This is a genomic window from Streptococcus mitis, assembly GCF_003942765.1.
Classification (GTDB): domain Bacteria; phylum Bacillota; class Bacilli; order Lactobacillales; family Streptococcaceae; genus Streptococcus; species Streptococcus mitis_BE.
Genome location: NZ_RJNW01000004.1, coordinates 124,729 through 145,919, shown reverse-complemented (window position 1 = coordinate 145,919; position 21,191 = coordinate 124,729). Strand labels below are relative to the sequence as shown.

Below are 21,191 nucleotides of genomic sequence, written 5' to 3'. Positions count from 1 at the left end.
TTCAAATAACAATTCAGGATCAAAAATAGACAGTTGAGGAACAGAGAAGATAAATTGGAGCTTACCAGTGTATAATGTACTCATAACTCAAAGTACCCTAAGATTTTTTACTAAAATGAGGATAATGAAAATGGACAGAAATCATTGTAAAGGCTATCAAAAAGGAGTATAATGAGTGCAAGACATTTCGGAGGTGAAAGATGCTAGAAGTAAGAAGTCTAGAGAAAAGTTTTGGACCCAAGCAAGTTTTGTTTGGTATTGACTTTCAAGCGCGACCAGGTCGTATTTTGGGATTAGTTGGTAAAAACGGTGCTGGGAAGACAACGATTTTCCACAGTATTTTGAAGTTTTTAGAATATCAAGGAGACATCAGTCTGGATGGTCAGGATATTCGTCAAGAGACCTACGCTCGGATTGGCTATCTGCCTGAAGAACGCAGTCTCATGCCTAAATTGACAGTCTTTGAACAAGTTCGCTATTTGGCGACGCTAAAAGGTATGGATGCCAAGGAGATCAAGGAAAAACTCCCTCAATGGATGAAGAGGTTGGAAGTGAAAGGGAAGCTGACAGATAAAATTAAGAGTCTGTCAAAAGGAAATCAGCAGAAGATTCAGCTCATCATTACTTTGATTCATGAGCCAGACTTGATTATCTTGGATGAGCCTTTCAGTGGATTGGACCCAGTCAATACTGAATTGCTAAAGCAAGTCATTTTTCAAGAAAAAGAACGTGGGGCAACCATTATCTTTTCTGACCATGTCATGACCAACGTCGAGGAGCTTTGTGACGATATTCTCATGATTCGAGATGGTCGTGTGGTATTGCATGGACCAGTTCAGGATGTTCGCAATCAATACGGGAAAACGCGTCTCTTTGTTTCAAGTGAACGAAGCAAGGAAGAATTGGAAAATCTTCCTCATGTCAAGCAGGTGAGTTTGACCAAACAAGGCAGTTGGAAATTGATCTTAGAGGATGAGAGCGCTGGAAGGGAACTCTTTCCAATCTTGACTCAGGGGCAATACATCGCAACCTTTGACCAGCAAGCGCCAACAATTGATGAAATCTTTAAACTAGAATCAGGGGTGGAAGTATGAGAAATATGTGGGTTGTAATGAAGGAAACCTATCTTCGACATGTCAAATCGTGGAGTTTCTTCTTTATGGTGATTTCACCATTCTTGTTTATCGGTCTCTCTGGAGGAATTGGCTATCTCCAAGGCTCATCAATGGCTCAAAGTGGTAAGATAGCAGTGATTAGCACGGTTCCAGCTGTGACAGAAGGTCTCAAATCTACCAATGGTCTCAATTTTGATTATCAGGATGAAGCCAGTGCCCAAGCTGCTATCAAAGATGAGAAAATCAAGGGTTACCTAACCATTGACCAAGAGGACAGCGTCCTCAAGGCCGTCTATCATGGTGAAACTTCTCTTGAAGCAGGCATCAAGCTAGTAGTAACCAATAAGCTCAACGAACTGCAATACCAACTCAATCGTTCGGCAGCCAATTTGTCACAAGAACAGGAAAAACGCTTGGAACAAACAGTTAACTTTACGGAGAAAATTGATGAATCCAAGGAAAATAAAAAAATGATTCAAACCTTTGCGGCCGCAGGGCTTGGTTTCTTCCTTTATATGATTTTGATTACCTATGCTAGTGTCACTGCTCAGGAAGTGGCTAGCGAGAAAGGAACCAAAATTATGGAGGTGGTCTTCTCTAGTATCCGAGCTAGTCATTATTTCTACGCTCGCATGCTGGCTCTGCTTCTTGTGATTTTGACTCATATTGGCATTTACGTCGTGGGTGGACTTGCTGCCATTCTTCTCTTTAAAGACCTACCAATCTTGGCACAATCTGGTATTTTAAACCATATAGGAGAAGCTTTCTCGCTCAACACCTTATTGTTTGTCTTGGTTAGCCTCTTTATGTACGTTGTTTTAGCAGCCTTCCTAGGTTCTATGGTTTCTCGTCCTGAGGACTCAGGAAAAGCCTTGTCGCCTTTGATGATTTTGATTATAGGTGGTTTTTTTGGAGTGACAGCTCTAGGTGCAGCTGGTGACAATCTCATCTTGAAGATTGGTTCATATATTCCCTTTATTTCGACTTTCTTCATGCCGTTTAGAGCTATTAATGGTTATGCAAATGGGTTAGAAGCTTGGATTTCGCTTGCTATTACGATTGCTTTTGCAGTAACGGCAACAGTCTTTATCGGACGTATGTATGCTAGCCTCGTTCTGCAAACAGATGATTTAGGTCCTTGGAAAACCTTTAAACGTGCCTTATCTTATAAATAGAAGAGCCTCGCGAAAGCGAGGTTTTTTTAGAGATAAAAAGAGTGGAATTCAGAAAAATATTTTTCATATCTATTGACTTTTAGGGGTGAAATTTGGTATTATAGTAGGCGGTATTGTTTACCCCATTTGAAAGGCCCCGGAACCTTCCAAATACTTTTCGATGGGAAGGAACACCCATCACCGTAAACAAAAATCGAACTATATATAGGAGAAATCATGAACAAAACAACATTTATGGCTAAACCAGGCCAAGTTGAACGTAAATGGTACGTAGTTGACGCAACTGATGTACCACTTGGACGTCTTTCTGCAGTAGTTGCTAGCGTACTTCGCGGAAAAAACAAACCAACATTTACACCACACACTGATACAGGTGACTTTGTGATTGTTATCAATGCTGAAAAAGTTAAATTGACTGGTAAAAAAGCAACTGATAAAATCTACTACACTCACTCAAACCACCCAGGTGGATTGAAACAAATCTCTGCAGGTGAACTTCGTTCTAAAAATGCAGTACGTTTGATCGAGAAATCAGTTAAAGGTATGCTTCCACACAATACTCTTGGACGCGCTCAAGGTATGAAGTTGAAAGTATTTGTTGGAGCTGAGCACACTCACGCTGCACAACAACCAGAAGTTCTTGATATTTCAGGACTTATCTAAGGAAAGGAACAATAAAGTATGTCACAAGCACAATATGCAGGTACTGGACGTCGTAAAAACGCTGTTGCACGCGTTCGCCTTGTTCCAGGAACTGGTAAAATCACTGTTAACAAAAAAGATGTTGAAGAGTACATCCCACACGCTGACCTTCGTCTTGTAATCAACCAACCATTCGCAGTTACTTCAACTGCAGGTTCATACGACGTTTTCGTTAACGTTGTAGGTGGTGGATACGCTGGTCAATCAGGAGCTATCCGTCACGGTATCGCTCGTGCCCTTCTTCAAGTAGACCCAGACTTCCGCGATTCATTGAAACGCGCAGGACTTCTTACGCGTGACTCACGTAAAGTTGAACGTAAGAAACCAGGTCTTAAGAAAGCTCGTAAAGCATCACAATTCTCAAAACGTTAATCAATACGATTATATCAACGTTTCAAAGCACTTTGCAAAGATTTTGCAAAGTGCTTTTTTGTCGATTTTTGAGCTAGAATAGCTTTGTGATAACCTTCTGATAACCTCTTCTAAATTTTAAAAATCATGATTCTATTTTGCTTTATTGAGATAATTTGCAAATTTGTCAATAGAGTTTTTCTCACCAGTTTTTGTGGTGTGAGTGTAGACATCTAATGTCATCTGACTGCTTGCATGACCGAGACGTTTTGATGTATTAGAAGGATCGATTCCAATTTCAGACATAAGTGTTGCATGTGTATGTCTAAACCCATGTGGGCTAATTGGTTTTAATTTATGCTTTTTAATGATTCGATTTAGTACATTATTAATGTAATCAGCATGCAAAGGTTCAATTTTGTCATTGCTTGATATGTAAGAGAACATATATTCGTTACTGATATTTAGTTTTGTAAGAGGCAACTGAGATTGTTCTTTCAGATAGAAATTTCTCCATTGCTTAATAATATCGATTGTCTCATCATCAAGATAGATTGTGCGAACTGAAGATTCATTCTTTGTACTCTTTTCAATTGCTTTACCGTCAATTCTTCCTAGACTTTTGTCTATGTTCAATAGATTGCTATCAAAGTCAATATCAGCCCATTTTAAAGCGTATAACTCCCCTTTTCGTAGTCCACTAAATGCAAGAAGTCTAAATAAAGCAAAATGTTTAAATGGCTCAGTTTCTTTCACTATATCAAGGAAATGATGCAATTCCTCCAGTGACCAAAAATTATCTGATCTTGTCTTTTTGATTTTGGGCATGATAACATTCTTCATTGGATTTCGATCAATGTAGTTCATATTGATTGCAAAATCAAAAATTTTTGAGGTATAGGATTTTATCTGTTTGATATTTTTGAAAGTCTGAGATTTTTGTGTAATAAAGTTTTGACAGTCTAAAGGACTGATTTGGTCAATAAATTTATGGCCAAATATTGGTAGAATATGTATTCGATAGATATTCTTAGTTTGGGAAGAAGTTGTTTCTTCAACGGTCCCAACATAGGCCTTAAACCATTCTTGATAAAGTTCTTTATAAGTGACTTTTGGGTTAGGTTTGTCGGTATTTACTGTTGGGGCAACGACACCAGCTTCTAAACGAGCTTCGTACAATTTTGCCTCTTTTTTGGTTTTGAACCCTCTCTTTAAGTGCCTTTTTTTCTTTCCGTAAGCATCTAAGCCAATGTAAAAGCTGACATAGTATAGGATTCCTTTTTTTGTTTTGTATTTGTGTATAGACATTTTTTCTCCGTATCTAAGTTCTCGGAGCTTATGTAATTGAGAAATGAGTGTCTATCTATTTTTTCTATCTTCTTGGCGGATAGCGTATTCGTCTGTTTTAATCCAGCTCTGCCAAACTTTAGAATCTTTGTTTTGGTGATTCATATAGTCTATAAACTCAGATATAAAACGTTTGTTTTTCTCAGCTAGGTATTCTGAGAATATATGACGAAATTCATCTGAAAAACTATCATCAAGTGGTAGTGTTAATGCCCTTTCGCCAAATTCGATACTTTTCTTTAACTTCTCCATATCGCTTTTAAAAGGTGTCACAGAACCAATTTTAGATGTTTTGAAACTATCTGTAACAATTTTAAGATTTGATGGAGCGTGTGGGTTGCTATCAAGTCCCATAATGTAAGCGACGGAAACATTAAAGTATTTTGCTAATTTTTCAGCATTATCTTTTTTAGGTTTGCGGATTCCTTGATTGTATCCAGAAAGTGTAGGATAGGCTATATTTGTAGCTTCGCTAATTTCTGTCAATTTTTTTCCGCTATTTTCTATCAGTTTAGTAATATGATTGGTCATAAGAACCTCCTTTTTATCATTATAACACATTTTATTCTTTTTGAATAAAAAAGCTTGACAAAAATTCAAAAAGGATATATAATTCAAAATGAATAACAAATTAAATGGTTTCGGAGCTTATTTAATTTAGAAATGAGGTGTTAATTTATGTCGGAAACTACTTTAGTTGTCCAGCTTCCTAAAGATTTAGAGAAGCAATTACGTGCTCATTATGATGAGATGATTTCAAATGCTGTAGCAAGAGTATTTGAAGATAAAGAACTTTATAAACCTATGGTTCGTATGTCAGGTTTGTCTAGGTGGTTAGATGTATCTACGACAACAATCCAAAAATGGACAAAAGAAGGAATGCCAACCATGGTAATTGATGGAGTGACTTTATACGACAAAAGAGCAGTAACACGATGGTTGAAGCAATATGAAAGATAGGTGTTCGTATGAATGGTGTTCAGTGGATCAAGATAACAACAGATATATTTGATGATGAAAAAATTCAATTAATAGAATCAATGCCAGAAGGAGATACGCTTATTGTAATATGGTTCAAAATTCTGGTACTTGCAGGAAAGCAAAATAATAGTGGCATACTGAGTTTAGGAAATAAGGTATATTACACAGAAGAAATGCTTTCAACAGTGTTTAGACGAAAAGCTACATCGATAAAATTAGCTCTCAGCATGTTTGAAGAATTTGGCATGATAGAAATCATAGATGGCGCTATTACCATTCCAAAATGGGAGAAACATCAGAATATAGATGGACTAGAAAAGATTAGAAAACAAACTAGGGAACGTGTTGCTCGTCATAGACAAAAACAAAAAGCACTAATTACAGGCGAGCCACAACTCGTTTTAGACTGTAACGTTACAGTAACGGATGAAAATGATAATGTAACGCAAGAGATTAAGAACAAGAGTAAGAATAAGAAAGAGATTGAGAATATACTGGATAATAGTTCTAGAAAGACTGAAACTTATATTCCACCCAAATATTATTCTTTGTTAGAATCCATTTCTTATAAGTACAATGATAGATTTTTGTATCCTAACAATTACACTTTAACACATGCTCAGAAGATGAAGATAGGCGAGTATTTGGCTAGTGGGTATGTAACTAGTGATGAAGTTATTAGCATGATCGAACGGATTCCTGAGGATGCGACTTCTCCTTTAGCGTATTTATTTAAGTCTATGGAAAATTTAAAGCAGGAACGTATGCTGGAGTGCAAAGCTATTGCCCATGAAAATGCCCGAAAGAAGTATATGATAAATGAGTAGATATAGGACTGTTCTAAAGAAATGTTATATCACTGAAGAGCAAAATGAAATAGTGAATAACTTGATTGAAATGACAAACCATCTAAATTTTTCCTCTTATGCTAGGAAAATGTTGTTTAAGAGTTCGCCTATTTATCTTCAATTTGATTTTGAATCTTATCATGACTTTATATTTCAAGTTAGAAGAATTATCAATAACTTACGTCAGTTAGAAAGAATAGCAGAACAAAGTGAAGATTTGGATAATGTAAGGATATTTCACTACTGCGTTGAGCTGATGATAGAATATGAAAAGAAGACAAGCAAACAAGTGAAAGAACTTGTAAAACGACTAAATAAGAAAACAAGGTGATAAGAGTATGAGAATAAAATCGGTGTTGAAACAGGTATTTTTGACAGAAAAAGAAAATAAAAAATTAAATGATTGTATGAGGAAGGAAAATATTCGTAATTTTTCTGAGTTTGCTAGACAAAAATTAATACGAACAGATTTGAACATCCAAAAAGTCTCTTTTGAAGGTTTAGTTCCTTTAACAGAAGAGTTGGAACAAGTCGGAAAGAATATCAATTCTATAGCCCGTCTTGCAACTGTAGTTGGGAGAATAAGCTATGAAAACAAAATGGATATGTCTATTTTGATGCAAAAAATAGTTGATGTGATGGAGGAAAAAGATGTTTATTTTCAAAAGTAATATGGATAAGGATTTTGATCAGATATGCGAATACATATTGAAATTAAAGCGAGCAGAATTATTTCTTCATGGAATTAAACAACAAGATAAAACGAAGGCTCGTTTGTATCATGCGATGCTGGAATACTATGATGCTAACCATAAAAAAGAAAGACATATGAGAATTTTAAAATAAGGAAACGCTGTTAAAAATTTTGCAGCGTTTTTATATATCTTCTTAAAATATTTGTACACACAAATGACAGTCAAATTGATTTTTGGGATTATTTTATCGAGAAGGAAAGATTTCTCATAATATGACTTTGCGAGCTCAGAGTCTGTATACACACACTCCCAAAATCATCCCAAAATTTGTATACACAAAGTGTATGTACTTTTTGGGATGATTTGAATTTTGGGGAATCCCCAAACCCCTGATGAATTATACGAGCAAAAAAATTTGGGAGTAAGTTTTAGAAAGAACTATTCTACAGTATTTAAAATCTGACTTTAAGTAAATTTTTTATTATGTGACTATTAGCCTGTCTCACTCTGCTAGGTACGAGACAAAAAAATACCCGCTATGCGGGTGTGTACTGACCCCCAAAAGTTAGACAGAAAAAATCTAACTTTTGGGGTCAGTACAAAAGCGTTTTTATTGTATAAAGAATATCAAATAGTTTGAGGGTTTTACTTGTCGCTGTATTTCTTCACTATCCTTTTTGTAATACTCCTGCTTTGTTCCTGAAATATCTACAGTGAATACGTCATCCTTGAAGGTATAATTCTCTTTTCGGTTTATGATATTAGAGCCAGTCGGTTCGATTGTTGCACTGTCTTTATCAATTGTAAAGGTGTCGGCCTCTCCTTTGTTGCTATTTCCTTTGTTACCTGAAATGGTAAAGGCAACTTCATTTCTACTCTCGTTTATTCAACGGTATTCGCCATCTAAAGAATTGCTTGATTGGTTAGAACATGCAATTAATAAAATTGTAGATAGAGACACTAAAAGTAATGTGATAAATCTTTTCATTTACATACTTTTTATTTCTATATTATATTAAAGAAACATTACATAAGTAAGAAAGTAATTTTTTAGGTTGATCTCTTTCTTTCGGGAAAATCATTATGTTTCGGAAAGTCAAGATTTTGTTATTATTTATGATATACTGGTACCGTAATTATATCCTTACAGAGGTTAAGTAAGGGTTTCAGTACACGCCAATAGATGTCAAAATATTGATTTTAAGCGATTTTTGATTTTTGGAAACTCATTATATCGCACTACAAATCAATAAAAACTGTACCTTTTTTAGATAAATATATTATCTGGATATTGAAGTTAAGCCCTGCTGTCATTTCGATGGCAGGGCTTTTTAATATTTGGTACACTAACTTCTTATCTATATTTTGGTGGATTTTAAGTTGACATCTACAAAGTTTAATGTTAGAATACATTCAAAAATATATTTGAATGAGGTGTTTTATGATTCAAAATGTTGTTACTTCAATAATCCTGTATTCTGGGACAGCCGTAGACTTACTTATTATCCTAATGTTATTTTTTGCCAAAAGAAAAAGCAGAAAAGACATCATTAACATCTATTTAGGACAATTTCTAGGCTCTGTTAGTCTAATATTGCTAAGTTTGCTTTTTGCATTTGTCTTAAATTATATTCCTAGTAAAGAGATTTTAGGTTTACTCGGTTTGATTCCAATTTTCCTAGGTCTCAAAGTTTTGCTTTTAGGAGATTCTGATGGAGAAGCTATTGCCAAAGAAGGTTTGCGCAAAGATAATAAAAACCTGATATTTCTAGTCGCTATGATTACTTTTGCAAGTTGTGGTGCTGACAATATTGGTGTCTTTGTTCCATATTTTACTACCTTAAATTTAGCAAATTTGATAGTAGCTTTACTTACCTTTCTAGTCATGATTTATCTCTTGGTTTTTTCTGCCCAAAAATTGGCACAAGTCTCTTCTGTTGGAGAAATTTTGGAAAAATATAGCAGATGGTTTATTGCCGTTGTTTATTTAGGATTGGGGATATATATCCTGATTGAAAATAACAGTTTTGACATACTATGGACTATATTAGGCTAGGAGAAAATATTATGAAAAAAGATAGTATCTGCCAAGTGAATGTTATAAATCAGCAAAGTATTACAACCGCAACGAACTACCTTGAAAAGGAAAAAGTCCAAAAATCACTTCGCATTTTAACAAAATTTACCGATAATAAACAGATAAATATCATCTTCTATCTTCTTGCTGTTGAAGAACTCTGTGTCTGTGATATAGCCTGTTTACTAAATCTCAGTATGGCATCTACTTCCCACCATCTTCGTAAACTAGCCAATCAAAACATCTTGGGCACTAGAAGAGAGGGGAAAATTATATATTATTTTATAAAAGATGAGGAAATCAGGGATTTTTTTAATCAACTAGGATAACAACTATTTTTACTACTTTTCCATGATTCTAGGGAGCTACTCTATGAAATTTCGGGTCTTCGGAATATATAGTGGAATTACTTTCTTAATAGTTTAAAAACAACTGGTGTTTAAATCGGATTTTCTGGTGGGATGTTAGGATAATCAATAGTATTATATAAAAGTATCAATCACATACGAGTGATACTTTGGGAAAAAAATAAAATAGTCCAATTTACTTGACCGTGTACTATGGTACATGGTTTATAATATTCAGGGGGTGAAATAAGATGATTTATCGCATTAGTGAGTTTGCAGATAAATGTGGAGTTAATAAAGAAACGATCAGATATTACGAGCGAAAAAATTTATTACAAGAACCTCACCGAACGGAAGCTGGTTATCGGATATATTCATATGATGACGTTAAGCGTGTTGGGCTTATTAAACGAATACAGGAACTTGGTTTCTCTTTAAGCGAGATTTATAAATTACTTGGTGTTGTAGATAAAGATGAAGTTCGTTGTCAAGATATGTTCGAATTTGTTTCTAAAAAACAAAAGGAAGTGCAAAAACAAATAGAGGATTTAAAACGAATTGAAACCATGTTAGACGACTTAAAACAACGATGTCCAGATGAAAAGCAATTACATTCGTGTCCAATAATAGAAACATTAACATGAGAGATTAATTAACGAAAGGAGCTTTTTTATGAATAAATTTAAGGTAAACATTTCAGGAATGACTTGTACGGGTTGTGAAAAACACGTAGAATCAGCACTTGAAAAGATAGGTGCTAAAAATATTGAGTCTAGTTATCGTCGTGGTGAAGCAGTATTTGAACTGTCCGATGATATTGAGGTTGAAAGTGCAATAAAGGCGATTGCTGACGCAAATTATCACCCGGGCGAAGCAGAAGAATTTCAATCGGAACAAAAGACGAATTTATTGAAAAAATATCGGCTAAACGTTGAAGGAATGACCTGCACTGGTTGTGAAGAACATATTGCGGTTGCTCTTGAAAATGCAGGTGCAAAAGGGATTGAAGTAGACTTTCGTCGCGGAGAAGCACTGTTTGAACTACCGTATGATGTAGACATTGATATCGCGAAAACAGCGATTACTGACGCACAATATCACCCGGGCGAAGTAGAAGAAATACAAGTGCAATCGGAAAAAAGGACAGATGTAAGTTTAAATGATGAAGGTAACTATGATTATGATTACATCATCATCGGTTCTGGTGGAGCTGCCTTTTCATCTGCCATTGAAGCCGTTACTTTGAACGCAAAAGTGGCTATGATTGAGCGTGGAACGGTGGGTGGAACTTGCGTTAATGTCGGATGCGTTCCTTCTAAGACCTTATTAAGAGCAGGGGAAATCAATCATCTAGCAAAAAATAATCCATTTGTGGGATTACACACTTCGGCTTCAAATGTTGATTTAGCGCCATTAGTAAAACAAAAGAATGATTTAGTAACCGAGATGCGAAATGAAAAATATGTGAATTTAATTGATGATTATGGTTTTGAATTAATAAAAGGTGAAGCAAAATTCGTAAATGAAAATACAGTTGAAGTAAATGGCAATCAAATCACAGCCAAAAGATTTTTAATAGCTACAGGTGCTTCTTCAACTGCACCTAATATTCCCGGATTAGATGAAGTAGATTATTTAACAAGCACTAGCTTATTGGAATTAAAGAAGGTTCCAAATCGTCTTACCGTAATTGGTTCAGGATATATCGGCATGGAATTAGGACAACTATTTCATAACCTCGGGTCAGAAGTCACTTTGATTCAAAGAAGCGAGCGTCTATTAAAAGAATACGATCCTGAAATTTCAGAAGCCATTACTAAGGCCTTAACAGAACAGGGAATTAATTTAGTAACAGGTGCAACCTATGAACGAGTTGAGCAAGATGGAGACATTAAAAAAGTTCATGTTGAGATAAATGGTAAAAAGCGAATTATTGAAGCAGAACAATTGCTAATTGCCACTGGAAGAAAACCAAATACAGAATCATTAAACTTACATGCAGCAGGCGTTGAAGTTGGTTCCCGTGGTGAAATTGTCATTGATGATTATCTTAAAACGACCAATTCCCGAATTTATTCAGCTGGAGATGTCACTCTCGGTCCCCAATTTGTTTATGTAGCTGCTTATGAAGGTGGACTTGCTGCTCGTAATGCAATCGGAGGACTAAATCAAAAGGTCAATTTAGAAGTGGTTCCAGGCGTTACGTTTACTTCTCCATCGATTGCAACGGTTGGTTTAACGGAGCAACAGGCAAAAGAAAAAGGATATGAAGTGAAAACATCGGTATTGCCGTTGGATGCTGTTCCAAGAGCGCTCGTTAATCGGGAAACAACAGGTGTTTTCAAATTAGTGGCAGACGCGAAAACATTGAAAGTGTTAGGGGCGCATGTAGTGGCAGAAAACGCAGGAGACGTAATTTATGCAGCAACATTAGCTGTGAAATTCGGTTTAACTGTTGGAGATCTGAGAGAAACGATGGCTCCATATCTAACAATGGCAGAAGGATTGAAGCTGGCTGTCCTAACTTTTGATAAAGATGTTTCGAAATTATCTTGCTGTGCAGGCTAAGGGAACTTTTTTACAACTCCCTATTCAAGTGAACCAGCTAATGCTTTAAGGGATTTTCTAAGTGCATTTGTGGTCACAAAAATAATTTAACACTGATGATTTCGACATCAAATCTATAATTGATACCTTAACACCGCAGAGTAATAAAGGATGAATAATATGTCAGACTTATTATCCTTACCAGACATTAAAACAATAGAACCGCCACAAGAAAATGAAACCGATATGATGTTTAAAGTTGAAGCAGTCGGACCACCTGAATGTTGTTCTGAATGTGGTTTTGACAAGTTGTACAAACACAGTTCAAGAAATCAACTAATTATGGATTTGCCCATTCGTTTAAAGCGAGTGGGCTTACAATTGAACCGTAGACGATACAAGTGTCGTGAATGCGGATCTACCTTCTGGGAACGCCTAATATCTGTAGATGAAAAGCGTAGTATGACCAAAAGGCTTTTAAAGTCCATTCAAGAGCAATCCATGTCTAAGACCTTTGTAGAAGTCGCAGAAAGCGTTGGTGTTGACGAAAAAACCATTAGGAACGTTTTTAAGGACTATGTGGCACTCAAAGAACGTGAATACCAGTTTGAAACTCCTAAGTGGCTTGGGATAGACGAGATACATATTATCCGTAGACCTCGGCTTGTATTGACTAATATTGAACGCAGGACTATTTATGACATCAAGCCTAACCGTAACAAGGAAACAGTCATCCAACGTCTTTCAGAAATCAGTGACAGGACTTACATTGAGTACGTCACAATGGATATGTGGAAGCCCTACAAAGACGCAGTGAACACTATCCTTCCACACGCTAAAGTTGTCGTAGATAAGTTTCATGTAGTTAGAATGGCTAATCAAGCCTTAGATAACGTCAGAAAGTCTTTGAAAGCCCATATGAGCCAAAAAGAAAGACGTACCTTATGCGTGAAAGGTTTATCCTTCTAAAGCGTAAACACGATCTAAATGAACGTGAATCATTCCTCTTAGATACTTGGTTAGGTAATCTTCCTGCTTTAAAAGAAGCCTATGAACTCAAAGAAGAGTTTTACTGGATATGGGATACTCCTGATCCAGATGAAGGTCATCTTCGTTATAGTCAATGGAGACACCGTTGTATGTCCAGCAACTCTAAAGACGCATATAAAGACCTCGTGAGAGCCGTAGACAACTGGCATGTTGAAATATTCAACTACTTTGATAAAAGGCTCACTAATGCTTATACGGAGTCAATTAACAGCATTATTAGGTAGGTAGAGCGAATGGGTAGAGGTTACTCGTTTGATGCCTTACGAGCCAAAATCCTTTTCAATGAGAAGCTCCATAAAAAGCGTAAGCCACGATTTAATTCAAGTGCTTTCAATAAAGCTATGTTATACGATACTTTCAATTGGTATGAAGTGAATGATCACGACATTACAGACAACTTAGGTGTCGATTTTTCCACACTTATTAAGAATTTGGAGAAGGGTGATTTATAAGCCCTTTTCCACCATAAAATCCGAATACCCGAAATTTTTTGATGAAAATTACTCACAAGAAATAATATATAGAACTGTTTAAATATCTTCAGGATAGAAAAAGAAATTGTCCAGGCACGAAGAAACTGTATATTTGTTGCTAAACTGTACATCATCTTTATGATACGGTATTTCGTATTTCTCAACTACATAAGCTCCGAAAACTAAAATGTGATAACCCTTTGATAACCTCTCGATTTTCAAAAGGATTATATATGTAAATATTGAGGATTTATCTCTTAAAATTACTTGATTTTAGTGATAATTTACCATAAATATCATAATGTAGAAAAAACCAGGTCTTAAGAAAGCTCGTAAAGCATCACAATTCTCAAAACGTTAATCAATACGATTATATCAACGTTTACAGACATTCAAGAATTTACTCTTGGATGTCTTTTTTGTTTCAAAAAATCAAAGTTCACCCCAAAATTCACCCCATATTCACCCCATCAATTTTTTAAACTACGAAATGCAATATCACCTACAGTCTGATTGACTTTATCTTTGGTATTAACGTAAGTTTTTGTAATTTCTTTATCACTATGAGTAAGAGCTTCTGAAATGGCCTCAAGAGAAATACCTTCTTGTTTAGCAAGAGTAGCACCAGTATGTCTTAGTTTGTGTGGTGAAGCTGGTGCTAATTCGGGATGTCTTCGTCTAACTGATTTCATTCTATAGTTCAGATAGTCTGTATGGAGAGGAAGATTAATATTATTAGTACGATCATTATAAGTAAAAACAAACTGTTTTTGTGTTTGCTTCAGTCCGAAAAGTTTGAGCTCTTCTTGTTGTTTAACTTTCCAATTTGCTAGAAGCTCCATTAGTTCGGTCGGTGCTTTAAAGAGAGTCCTTTTGTTTCCCTTAGTTGATTTCACATTACCAAAACGGTCTAAAGCTTGTTCTATAAGTATTTCTCCGGTTGAAAAGTTGATATGTTTCCATTGCAAAGCATAACTTTCTGATTTTCGGTCAGATAAGAAGAATGTTGTATAAAAGAGAGTGTAGTCTTTTAGGTCAATGAGTCCTTCTTCTAAATCAGTGTCAAAAGCTTGTAACCATAATTTTAGCTCCTCTTTATCGAGAGAAAGATCTTCTTCACGTTTACTCTCTTTAAGGAGAATTTTTTTATTTGCTTTAATTCTACTAATTGTTTTTCGGAGTTTATTTGATGGAATATACTCAAGCTCCTCAGCCCAATCGAAAACAGAATTTACATAGCTCCTAATAACCTTGAAATTAGCATAACTATTTGCCTTTGGAGTAAGTAGTGATAGTATAAGTTGTTTATTATTAATCAAATGTTCTATTGAGTAATTACCTAAAATTGGAATGATATGAAGCCTAAATATATTTTCTGTTTGAAATACAGTTGCTTTAGTAGGAGGTTTTAGTGTAGTAGTAGTTTGACCTGCTTTGTATGGTTCCAGCCAAATATCTTCATAAAAGTCTTTGAATAAGATATTACCCTTATCTTTTGAAGGAGTAGGAACTCTACCTAATCTCGCATTTTCAATATCAATAGCTAACTTTATTTCAGCTTCTTTAGCTTCTCTACGAGTTTTAAACCGTTTCTCATATCGCTCGTGACGATACCGGACTTGACTATTTACGCGCAAGATATTATGATAGTCAGGGAGGTACTTTCTTAACCGAGGATAGCTACCCAGGGGAGGAAACAGACCCTCTCAGCCAGAACCGCTACAGCTATGTGCAGAACAACCCTGTCAACTATACCGACCCGAGTGGGCACTTCTGGAACAGTATCAAAAAAGGCTGGAACTATGTTAAAAAGACAGCCTCTAATGCTTGGAATGGTGTTAAACGAGTCGTCTCAAACACCTGGAATAGTGTGAAGAGCTTCGCCTCCAAGGCTTGGAATGCGACTAAGAGTGCTTTCAACCACGCAACCAACTGGATTAGCACCCAATACAACCGTGCGGTTAATTGGGGTAGTCGACAGTGGAATCAGGTTCAAACGACCTACAATAGTGCCAGTGACTATGTACAAACGAAATACCAGCAAACAGTAGCTCAGATAGAGGCCAAACGGCAACAAGTAATTCGGTCTGCCTATGCCCTAGCAACAGGCTTGAGCTCTTCCCCAACCATCCGAGAAGGTCTCAATCTGTATCGTAACTGGAATACGGCTTTACAGAATACATTGAAGCACGTATGTAATCCAAAAACAATCGGTGCCTCCGATAAGGGAGAAACTAAAGTTCCATCTGTCGCAGATTTTAGAAAGTATGAAGATGCGGCAAGACATGGACTCAGATTGGATCAGAAAGAACGAATTGATAGGATGACATTAGAGGAGTATCTACAGGCTCCTCCAATGACTCCTGAGGAAAATACCTACGCATCTAATGTAAAATTTGCGAAGTTTAACCAAGAAAATAAAGCTAAACTTCCAACTATAGCAGCTGAATTAATAGGCTGGAATAATGGAGAACGTTTAATTACAGGGAAAGATCCACTAACGGGCGAAGACGCAAATCGTTGGGCGGCAGGTGCAGAGTTAGCTGTTGATATTGCAAGTAATTTCTATCCTATAGCTAAGGCTGGCAAATTAAGGAAACTTGAAAAAGCACTTGATGCAGTAGACGTAGTCAATGATGCTTCGAAAGCTGCAAAGGCGGTGGACAAGGCATCAGATGCTACTCGTGTGGCGGATAAAGTCAAAGATAGTATTCCTAAAATAAACTACTCAGATTTACCGGCTAATGTCCAAAATTCATATAAAAAATATTCCGATATAAAATGGGAAGGTAATTTCAAAGGGCAGACAGAGGGAACTGCAGCAGGAAAAAAATTTAGAAATGCTGATAATTCATTGCCAAATATTGATAAGCATGATTCACCAATCACTTATAAAGAATTTGATGTCAATAATAAATTACCATCTAAAGGAAGAGATGGAGAAAGATTTGTAAGAGGAAGTGACGGAAGTATTTACTACACAGATGACCATTATAAAACGTTTAAACAAATAAAGTAGATTAGAAAAAATGATAAAAAATAAAATTCACTATATACTAAAACAAAATATTGACGAAATACTATCTTCTGAAGATTTTGTAATTCTATTCGACGGGAAGAAAATTCGCAATAAGAATGAATTATTTCGTTTTCTTAAGGAAACTATGGATCTTCCTGATTCGGAAAATTGGAGCTCAATTATAGATTGGTTAACTGATCTATCTTGGTTGAAAGCAGATAAATATGCTTTTGTATTTGATAATTATAATTCTTTCTTAGCGGATGATCTTGTTTCGAAGGAGCTATTTTTAGAAATTCTGAGAGAAGACGTGTTGCCGTGGTGGGAAAATGATGCTAAAAAATATGTAGTAGGAGGAGTTGCAAAGAGTTTTCAAGTCTATATAATAAAAAATGATTAGGAGTAGAGTCGAAACTAATTATATAGAGGTTATCAAAGATATATCAAACTTCATTTGGTTATATTTTTTGAAGGAATATTGGTAGAAACTGAACTACACCCCAAAAGTTAGATATAAAATCTAATTCTTTGGGGTGTTTTGCTATGAAAATATATTTTGGCTCACTGAACTCCGTCAGATGGACAAGCTGTCGCCTCAACTAGCTATCAGCTCTTCCAACGCAAGCCAAAGGAAAGCAAGTCAGGTCGTAAGTCACCTTATACAGCCCCAAGTGGGGACCAACACTCCCTCTTCTGGTATGGCTTTAGCCAGAATGTCCTCCAAGCCCTGTCTGCTTTACCACAGACGATAGGAAGCATCTGGCACAGCATCTTTGACGATGTGTCGAGAGCCTATCACCAGAAAGTGGCTAAGGACCGAGCGACCAAGGATGGACAAGCCGTCGCATCAAGCAGCTATAACCTCTATGGGGCAAGCAAGGCAAGCACAGATACAACAGGTCAGCCCTTTGCCTATAACGGTGAAGCCCGCGACGATACTGGACTTAATTATTCAGGATAGGGCTACCTCCATGAAGGTAGCCCTATTTTTTTGACTGTGAATGAATCGAAGCGATGGGATTATACAGAGTTAGAATTTCTTTTTGCTTTGACTGAGATACATGAGTATAGATTTGTGTGACTGAGATAGAACTATGTCCAAGAATTTGTTGAATGTATCGAATATCTACATCACTATCTAGAAGCATTGTTGCGAAACTATGTCTAAACATATGGGGAGTAATAGGTGTAGTTAAGTTATGTTGTTTAACAAGGGTATTTAGAATTAAACGTACACTTTGCTCTGACAATGGTTTGATAGAATATTTTCCAGGGAATAGGTAGTCACTGGATTGAAAACAGTAGTTATTTATATATGTTTCTAGTAAGCTAAATGTTATTTGATCTCCTAAAAATAGGATACGTTCTTTCTTACCTTTTCCCATAATATGGACAGTCCTATTTGAAAGATTAATATTTTTGAGATGAATATGACAAAGTTCGGAAACCCTAATACCAGTTGAAATCAATAGGGAAATGATTAGCAAATTTCTTTCAGCTTTTTGTTTTTGATATTTAGATTTTGAATAGGTAACTTTCTCTTCTAAATGTGAAAAAATACTTTTCAAAATGTCATAAGGAATTGTTTTAGGTAATATTTTTTCCGTTCTAAATTGAAAACGTAATTGATTAAAAGGATTCTCATCAACTAAATTCTGATATTTTAAGTAGCTGTAAAACACCTTCAAACTAGCGATTTTGCGACGTAATGTATTAGATTTAAGATTGGATTTTATCAAATGTTCAACATAGGTTTCCACACGGGTGTAATTTGAATTGTAAAATTGCAAAATATCATTTTTGTAAGCTCTAATCGTATGTGAACTTAAGCGTCTATGAGTTTTGCAGTGGTCTAAGAAAGTAGAAATAAGTGTATAATCCATGAATAACTCCTTTATCAATAATCATGCTATTATAAACTTATTTAGATGCTTTGTATAGTGATAATAAATAGTTATCGGTAGGAGAGAGATGTGAGAGAATTTCAATATTTCATAAGTTATTCAAGAGATATTTACTACGAATTTGTAAATAATCTGAATAATACGTTAAATGAAATGGGATTAAAAACCTGGATTGACAAATTTGAAATTAACATTGGAGATGAAATAATTGATAATCTATATACTGTACTCGATAAAAGTGCTGATTATTATGGAATTATTTTTATATTCGATGAAACATTCTTTAANAAAGCATGGTGTATAAAAGAGCTAGATTATGCGATGAAGAAAAGGATTCCTTTTTTTCCAATATTGTATAAAATAAAAAAAGAAGATATTCCTAATGAATATACTTTCTTAAAAAATTATAATTTATTAACGGTATCATCGTTAAAAGAAACTGATTATATCGTAGATCGCTTTATATTGCTGCACTTGAACAATATTATTTGCAGAAGTATTTCTAATTTTTTAATTGACAGTTATGTTGGTAATTTTTTATTAGAACAAATTCGACATACTACTGTAAATAGTATTGATGCTATTTTTATCCTAGATAACTTCTCTCAATATTTGAGAAAACAAAAACAGTTGGGGAATTTTAAACTAACACATGAAATCTTGTTTTGTATTACAATAACCAGACTATTAAAAGAACGTTTATTTAGGAAAGATTTCCAAGGGGAGTACCATTTTAAAATATTGGAAATCATCCAAGAAATATATATTAAGACGTTTCTATAAATGTTCAAAATAGCCTTAGAGAACATTAAACATATAAAACTAAAAAACAGAGATTCACCAAATTGAAATTAAATGGTGAGTCTTCTGTTTTTATTAAAGTAAAAAGCTTTATATACTGATTTATTATTAAAGTTTATCCATGATGTAAGCATCTCTGATGTGATTAATGCAATCAATAATAGTTTGAGATAAAATTTCAGGATCTTTTTCTATCAGTAGCTTATCTAGAAAAGGAGTGAGGTAAGAATATTTATCAATTTCAGATAAAAGTGTTTTGTATACTTCTAAAGAGCTCCAACCAGTTGAACCTACGGGAATAATAAATCTATTTTGCTTTATAGCCCTGTCAAAATCTTCTAGTTCTCCCTTGGAGTTAGATAAAGTTCCGTCATAGTATTGATTTCCAAAGACAAATATAACTATACCTGCTTCTGATATCATATTATCTTGGAATCTTTTCTTTGCCGAACTATCAATATGTTTATCGCTACCTTTAATTAATGGGAGAGTTTTAATTTTTAGATATTTCGAAATATCAAGATTTTTATCATTAATAGCGGTCATCACGCCATTAATCACCTGTGGTCCTACACCTTCTATATTACCGTTACCTACTATAATTTCATTAGCAATTAATTTATATCCTAAAAGATATAGGAACTCAGTAGCACTATCTTCATCCCATTCTCCATAATTTCTACAACTTCCAGCAATAAATACACTATTAGTTAAACATAACTTATAAGATTGATTAAATAGTTCATCAATCTCATTATAATCTTCAATCAAAATAGTATGAATACCATATCTTTTTAAATCATTTATTTCGTGCTCTTGTTTTATCTTTCCGTATTCTAATTCACTTTCAGGGTCTTGGGAATTTTCAAACATATCAATGGTCAAATTTTTCCTAAAACAATAGTGCATCCTAATATTTTCTCCGATTAATAATCTAATTTTGCTTAGAATTTGCTGAATATCTGGATCATTTAAACTATATCCTACAAATACAAATGTTTTACTAATCAGATCTCCGCGTAGTGTTTGAATAAAAAGTTTGTGACTCTTATCAAAACTCTCGTAATCATCACGAGTCAATATTGCCTCATAGGGTCTAGAAATATCTCCATGAAATTTATAGACAGTCGCATCAATATTTGGAGGGGTAATTGACAAATCATTATTATCAATCTTGATGTCTACACGTTTTCCAGCTTTCTTCAAATTATCTTCAATTAAGTGGTCATAATTAGTTGTCCAAAAAGTTTCAATAGGCATGCTCGTTAACAGTGTTAGCAAATTATTATCTTTAGAGTCTTTTGTAAATTCTTGTATTAATTTTTGTGAAATCTGATTTTTTGATTGTGCAGAATTTTTGTAATATTGTGCAACTGAAATTAAGTCATACTCTTTATCAATATTTAGTCCAATCGAATCAGAAAATTTCCGTAATAATTCTTTCCAGTTTACATAACCTGAGGGAACAGAAAGTCCTGCACCAGCAAAAATTGCTGCATTATTTTCTAACATTGCCGCACTAAAATCAGAAATAAATTGTTTTTTTAGTTTTTTCATCTTTCTCCTACCGATAACTATTTATTATCACTAGTATACCATAGATTCCTATCTCCAATTTGTTTTCGATTGTAGTTTTCTTACTTTTTTAGATTCTCAAAGATGTTTTTAATAGCCTTATAGTACTTTTTCTTTAATAACTGAATATGAGGTATTCTATCTATAGGCAAAAAACGCACCAAAAATGGTGCATTTCTCTTTT

The 21,191-nt window shown here is 34.9% G+C and carries 22 protein-coding genes and 3 pseudogenes; 18 read left to right on the top strand and 7 right to left on the bottom strand.

Annotation, left to right across the window (positions count from 1 at the left end; translation table 11 throughout):
* Positions 1-200: 200 nt before the first annotated feature.
* The 4 genes from D8849_RS07290 (at position 201) to rpsI (ending at position 3,364) form a co-directional block, all read left to right on the top strand.
* Positions 201-1,094: an ABC transporter ATP-binding protein gene (locus tag D8849_RS07290; RefSeq protein WP_125386636.1), complete on the top strand. Its 894-nt coding sequence runs from the start codon at positions 201-203 to the stop codon at positions 1,092-1,094.
* The gene (locus D8849_RS07285; RefSeq protein WP_125386635.1) at positions 1,091-2,290 is read left to right on the top strand and encodes an ABC transporter permease; all 1,200 of its coding nucleotides are present in this window, start codon (positions 1,091-1,093) and stop codon (positions 2,288-2,290) included. The genes D8849_RS07290 and D8849_RS07285 overlap by 4 nt, the downstream gene beginning before the upstream one ends.
* Positions 2,291-2,506: 216 nt before the next feature.
* The gene (rplM, locus tag D8849_RS07280; RefSeq protein ID WP_001044624.1) at positions 2,507-2,953 is read left to right on the top strand and encodes a 50S ribosomal protein L13; all 447 of its coding nucleotides are present in this window, start codon (positions 2,507-2,509) and stop codon (positions 2,951-2,953) included.
* A gap of 18 nt (positions 2,954-2,971) precedes the next feature.
* On the top strand, positions 2,972-3,364 hold the full coding sequence (gene rpsI / locus D8849_RS07275) for a 30S ribosomal protein S9 (RefSeq protein ID WP_000075964.1): 393 nt from the start codon (positions 2,972-2,974) through the stop codon (positions 3,362-3,364).
* A 132-nt stretch (positions 3,365-3,496) separates the two neighbouring features.
* Here the strand turns inward: rpsI and D8849_RS07270 are convergent, their stop codons facing one another.
* Positions 3,497-4,651 (bottom strand): site-specific integrase, encoded by a 1,155-nt coding sequence (locus tag D8849_RS07270; protein WP_125386634.1) that lies wholly within the window; start codon positions 4,649-4,651, stop codon positions 3,497-3,499.
* Positions 4,652-4,702: 51 nt separating this feature from the next.
* The gene (locus tag D8849_RS07265; protein ID WP_084947897.1) at positions 4,703-5,221 is read right to left on the bottom strand and encodes a helix-turn-helix domain-containing protein; all 519 of its coding nucleotides are present in this window, start codon (positions 5,219-5,221) and stop codon (positions 4,703-4,705) included.
* Between the two features lie 147 nt (positions 5,222-5,368).
* On the opposite strand from D8849_RS07265, the gene D8849_RS07260 reads away from it, so the two are divergent.
* From D8849_RS07260 to D8849_RS07240, 4 genes are all read left to right on the top strand, one after another.
* On the top strand, positions 5,369-5,650 hold the full coding sequence (locus tag D8849_RS07260; protein ID WP_084947900.1) for a DNA-binding protein: 282 nt from the start codon (positions 5,369-5,371) through the stop codon (positions 5,648-5,650).
* 8 nt (positions 5,651-5,658) lie between these two features.
* Positions 5,659-6,498 carry a phage replisome organizer N-terminal domain-containing protein gene (locus D8849_RS07255; RefSeq protein ID WP_125386633.1) on the top strand — a complete coding sequence of 280 codons (840 nt, stop codon included), beginning with the start codon at positions 5,659-5,661 and terminating at the stop codon, positions 6,496-6,498.
* A 359-nt stretch (positions 6,499-6,857) separates the two neighbouring features.
* Complete coding sequence (locus tag D8849_RS07245; RefSeq protein ID WP_117644786.1) at positions 6,858-7,190, top strand: hypothetical protein; 333 nt, start codon at positions 6,858-6,860, stop codon at positions 7,188-7,190.
* Entirely contained in the window at positions 7,171-7,365 is a 195-nt protein-coding gene (locus D8849_RS07240) for a hypothetical protein (protein ID WP_000469564.1), read from the top strand. Before D8849_RS07245 ends, D8849_RS07240 begins: the two co-directional genes overlap by 20 nt.
* Positions 7,366-7,824: 459 nt before the next feature.
* Here the strand turns inward: D8849_RS07240 and D8849_RS10820 are convergent.
* A pseudogene (locus D8849_RS10820) lies at positions 7,825-8,202 on the bottom strand (hypothetical protein).
* A 251-nt stretch (positions 8,203-8,453) separates the two neighbouring features.
* Complete coding sequence (locus tag D8849_RS10675) at positions 8,454-8,627, bottom strand: FanG protein (protein WP_071788300.1); 174 nt, start codon at positions 8,625-8,627, stop codon at positions 8,454-8,456.
* A gap of 28 nt (positions 8,628-8,655) precedes the next feature.
* On the opposite strand from D8849_RS10675, the gene D8849_RS07225 reads away from it, so the two are divergent.
* From D8849_RS07225 to D8849_RS07205, 5 genes and pseudogenes are all read left to right on the top strand, one after another.
* Positions 8,656-9,270 carry a CadD family cadmium resistance transporter gene (locus D8849_RS07225; RefSeq protein ID WP_000615750.1) on the top strand — a complete coding sequence of 205 codons (615 nt, stop codon included), beginning with the start codon at positions 8,656-8,658 and terminating at the stop codon, positions 9,268-9,270.
* An 11-nt stretch (positions 9,271-9,281) separates the two neighbouring features.
* Positions 9,282-9,620, top strand: coding sequence for a Cd(II)/Zn(II)-sensing metalloregulatory transcriptional regulator CadX (gene cadX / locus D8849_RS07220; protein WP_000711094.1), 339 nt, complete (start codon positions 9,282-9,284; stop codon positions 9,618-9,620).
* Positions 9,621-9,889: 269 nt separating this feature from the next.
* On the top strand, positions 9,890-10,282 hold the full coding sequence (gene merR, locus D8849_RS07215) for an Hg(II)-responsive transcriptional regulator (RefSeq protein WP_000640389.1): 393 nt from the start codon (positions 9,890-9,892) through the stop codon (positions 10,280-10,282).
* A gap of 28 nt (positions 10,283-10,310) precedes the next feature.
* Entirely contained in the window at positions 10,311-12,206 is a 1,896-nt protein-coding gene (merA, locus tag D8849_RS07210; RefSeq protein ID WP_020903446.1) for a mercury(II) reductase, read from the top strand.
* Positions 12,207-12,365: 159 nt separating this feature from the next.
* Positions 12,366-13,687: pseudogene (locus D8849_RS07205) on the top strand (ISL3 family transposase).
* Between the two features lie 491 nt (positions 13,688-14,178).
* Here the strand turns inward: D8849_RS07205 and D8849_RS10470 are convergent.
* Positions 14,179-15,348 (bottom strand): tyrosine-type recombinase/integrase, encoded by a 1,170-nt coding sequence (locus D8849_RS10470; RefSeq protein ID WP_260467580.1) that lies wholly within the window; start codon positions 15,346-15,348, stop codon positions 14,179-14,181.
* On the opposite strand from D8849_RS10470, the pseudogene D8849_RS10670 reads away from it, so the two are divergent.
* From D8849_RS10670 to D8849_RS10460, 4 genes and pseudogenes are all read left to right on the top strand, one after another.
* Positions 15,306-15,419 (top strand): annotated as a pseudogene (locus D8849_RS10670) (hypothetical protein); the annotation flags it as partial. The gene D8849_RS10470 and the pseudogene D8849_RS10670 sit on opposite strands and share 43 nt — an antisense overlap.
* A gap of 18 nt (positions 15,420-15,437) precedes the next feature.
* On the top strand, positions 15,438-16,727 hold the full coding sequence (locus D8849_RS10465; RefSeq protein WP_185756223.1) for a ribonuclease domain-containing protein: 1,290 nt from the start codon (positions 15,438-15,440) through the stop codon (positions 16,725-16,727).
* Positions 16,728-16,737: 10 nt separating this feature from the next.
* Positions 16,738-17,127 carry a barstar family protein gene (locus tag D8849_RS07185; protein WP_260467579.1) on the top strand — a complete coding sequence of 130 codons (390 nt, stop codon included), beginning with the start codon at positions 16,738-16,740 and terminating at the stop codon, positions 17,125-17,127.
* A 381-nt stretch (positions 17,128-17,508) separates the two neighbouring features.
* Positions 17,509-17,688, top strand: coding sequence for a hypothetical protein (locus tag D8849_RS10460; RefSeq protein ID WP_185756222.1), 180 nt, complete (start codon positions 17,509-17,511; stop codon positions 17,686-17,688).
* 22 nt (positions 17,689-17,710) lie between these two features.
* Here D8849_RS10460 and D8849_RS07180 read toward each other — a convergent pair whose 3' ends face one another.
* The gene (locus D8849_RS07180) at positions 17,711-18,610 is read right to left on the bottom strand and encodes a tyrosine-type recombinase/integrase (RefSeq protein ID WP_125386632.1); all 900 of its coding nucleotides are present in this window, start codon (positions 18,608-18,610) and stop codon (positions 17,711-17,713) included.
* 90 nt (positions 18,611-18,700) lie between these two features.
* Between D8849_RS07180 and D8849_RS07175 the strand changes: the two genes are divergently transcribed.
* Positions 18,701-19,414, top strand: a complete 714-nt coding sequence (locus D8849_RS07175; RefSeq protein ID WP_125386631.1) for a toll/interleukin-1 receptor domain-containing protein — start codon at positions 18,701-18,703, stop codon at positions 19,412-19,414.
* A gap of 126 nt (positions 19,415-19,540) precedes the next feature.
* Here D8849_RS07175 and D8849_RS07170 read toward each other — a convergent pair whose 3' ends face one another.
* Complete coding sequence (locus D8849_RS07170; RefSeq protein ID WP_125386630.1) at positions 19,541-20,989, bottom strand: SIR2 family protein; 1,449 nt, start codon at positions 20,987-20,989, stop codon at positions 19,541-19,543.
* Between the last annotated feature and the right edge of the window lie 202 nt (positions 20,990-21,191).

Excerpts from the sequence above, each read along its gene's own strand:
- D8849_RS07290 (WP_125386636.1), top strand. The coding sequence starts at position 201 with ATGCTAGAAGTAAGAAGTCTAGAGAAAAGTTTTGGACCCAAGCAAGTT.
- D8849_RS07285 (WP_125386635.1), top strand. The coding sequence starts at position 1,091 with ATGAGAAATATGTGGGTTGTAATGAAGGAAACCTATCTTCGACATGTC.
- rplM (WP_001044624.1), top strand. The coding sequence starts at position 2,507 with ATGAACAAAACAACATTTATGGCTAAACCAGGCCAAGTTGAACGTAAA.
- rpsI (WP_000075964.1), top strand. The coding sequence starts at position 2,972 with ATGTCACAAGCACAATATGCAGGTACTGGACGTCGTAAAAACGCTGTT.
- D8849_RS07270 (WP_125386634.1), bottom strand. The coding sequence starts at position 4,651 with ATGTCTATACACAAATACAAAACAAAAAAAGGAATCCTATACTATGTC.
- D8849_RS07265 (WP_084947897.1), bottom strand. The coding sequence starts at position 5,221 with ATGACCAATCATATTACTAAACTGATAGAAAATAGCGGAAAAAAATTG.
- D8849_RS07260 (WP_084947900.1), top strand. The coding sequence starts at position 5,369 with ATGTCGGAAACTACTTTAGTTGTCCAGCTTCCTAAAGATTTAGAGAAG.
- D8849_RS07255 (WP_125386633.1), top strand. The coding sequence starts at position 5,659 with ATGAATGGTGTTCAGTGGATCAAGATAACAACAGATATATTTGATGAT.
- D8849_RS07245 (WP_117644786.1), top strand. The coding sequence starts at position 6,858 with ATGAGAATAAAATCGGTGTTGAAACAGGTATTTTTGACAGAAAAAGAA.
- D8849_RS07240 (WP_000469564.1), top strand. The coding sequence starts at position 7,171 with ATGTTTATTTTCAAAAGTAATATGGATAAGGATTTTGATCAGATATGC.
- D8849_RS10675 (WP_071788300.1), bottom strand. The coding sequence starts at position 8,627 with ATGTATTCTAACATTAAACTTTGTAGATGTCAACTTAAAATCCACCAA.
- D8849_RS07225 (WP_000615750.1), top strand. The coding sequence starts at position 8,656 with ATGATTCAAAATGTTGTTACTTCAATAATCCTGTATTCTGGGACAGCC.
- cadX (WP_000711094.1), top strand. The coding sequence starts at position 9,282 with ATGAAAAAAGATAGTATCTGCCAAGTGAATGTTATAAATCAGCAAAGT.
- merR (WP_000640389.1), top strand. The coding sequence starts at position 9,890 with ATGATTTATCGCATTAGTGAGTTTGCAGATAAATGTGGAGTTAATAAA.
- merA (WP_020903446.1), top strand. The coding sequence starts at position 10,311 with ATGAATAAATTTAAGGTAAACATTTCAGGAATGACTTGTACGGGTTGT.
- D8849_RS07185 (WP_260467579.1), top strand. The coding sequence starts at position 16,738 with ATGATAAAAAATAAAATTCACTATATACTAAAACAAAATATTGACGAA.
- D8849_RS07180 (WP_125386632.1), bottom strand. The coding sequence starts at position 18,610 with ATGGATTATACACTTATTTCTACTTTCTTAGACCACTGCAAAACTCAT.
- D8849_RS07170 (WP_125386630.1), bottom strand. The coding sequence starts at position 20,989 with ATGAAAAAACTAAAAAAACAATTTATTTCTGATTTTAGTGCGGCAATG.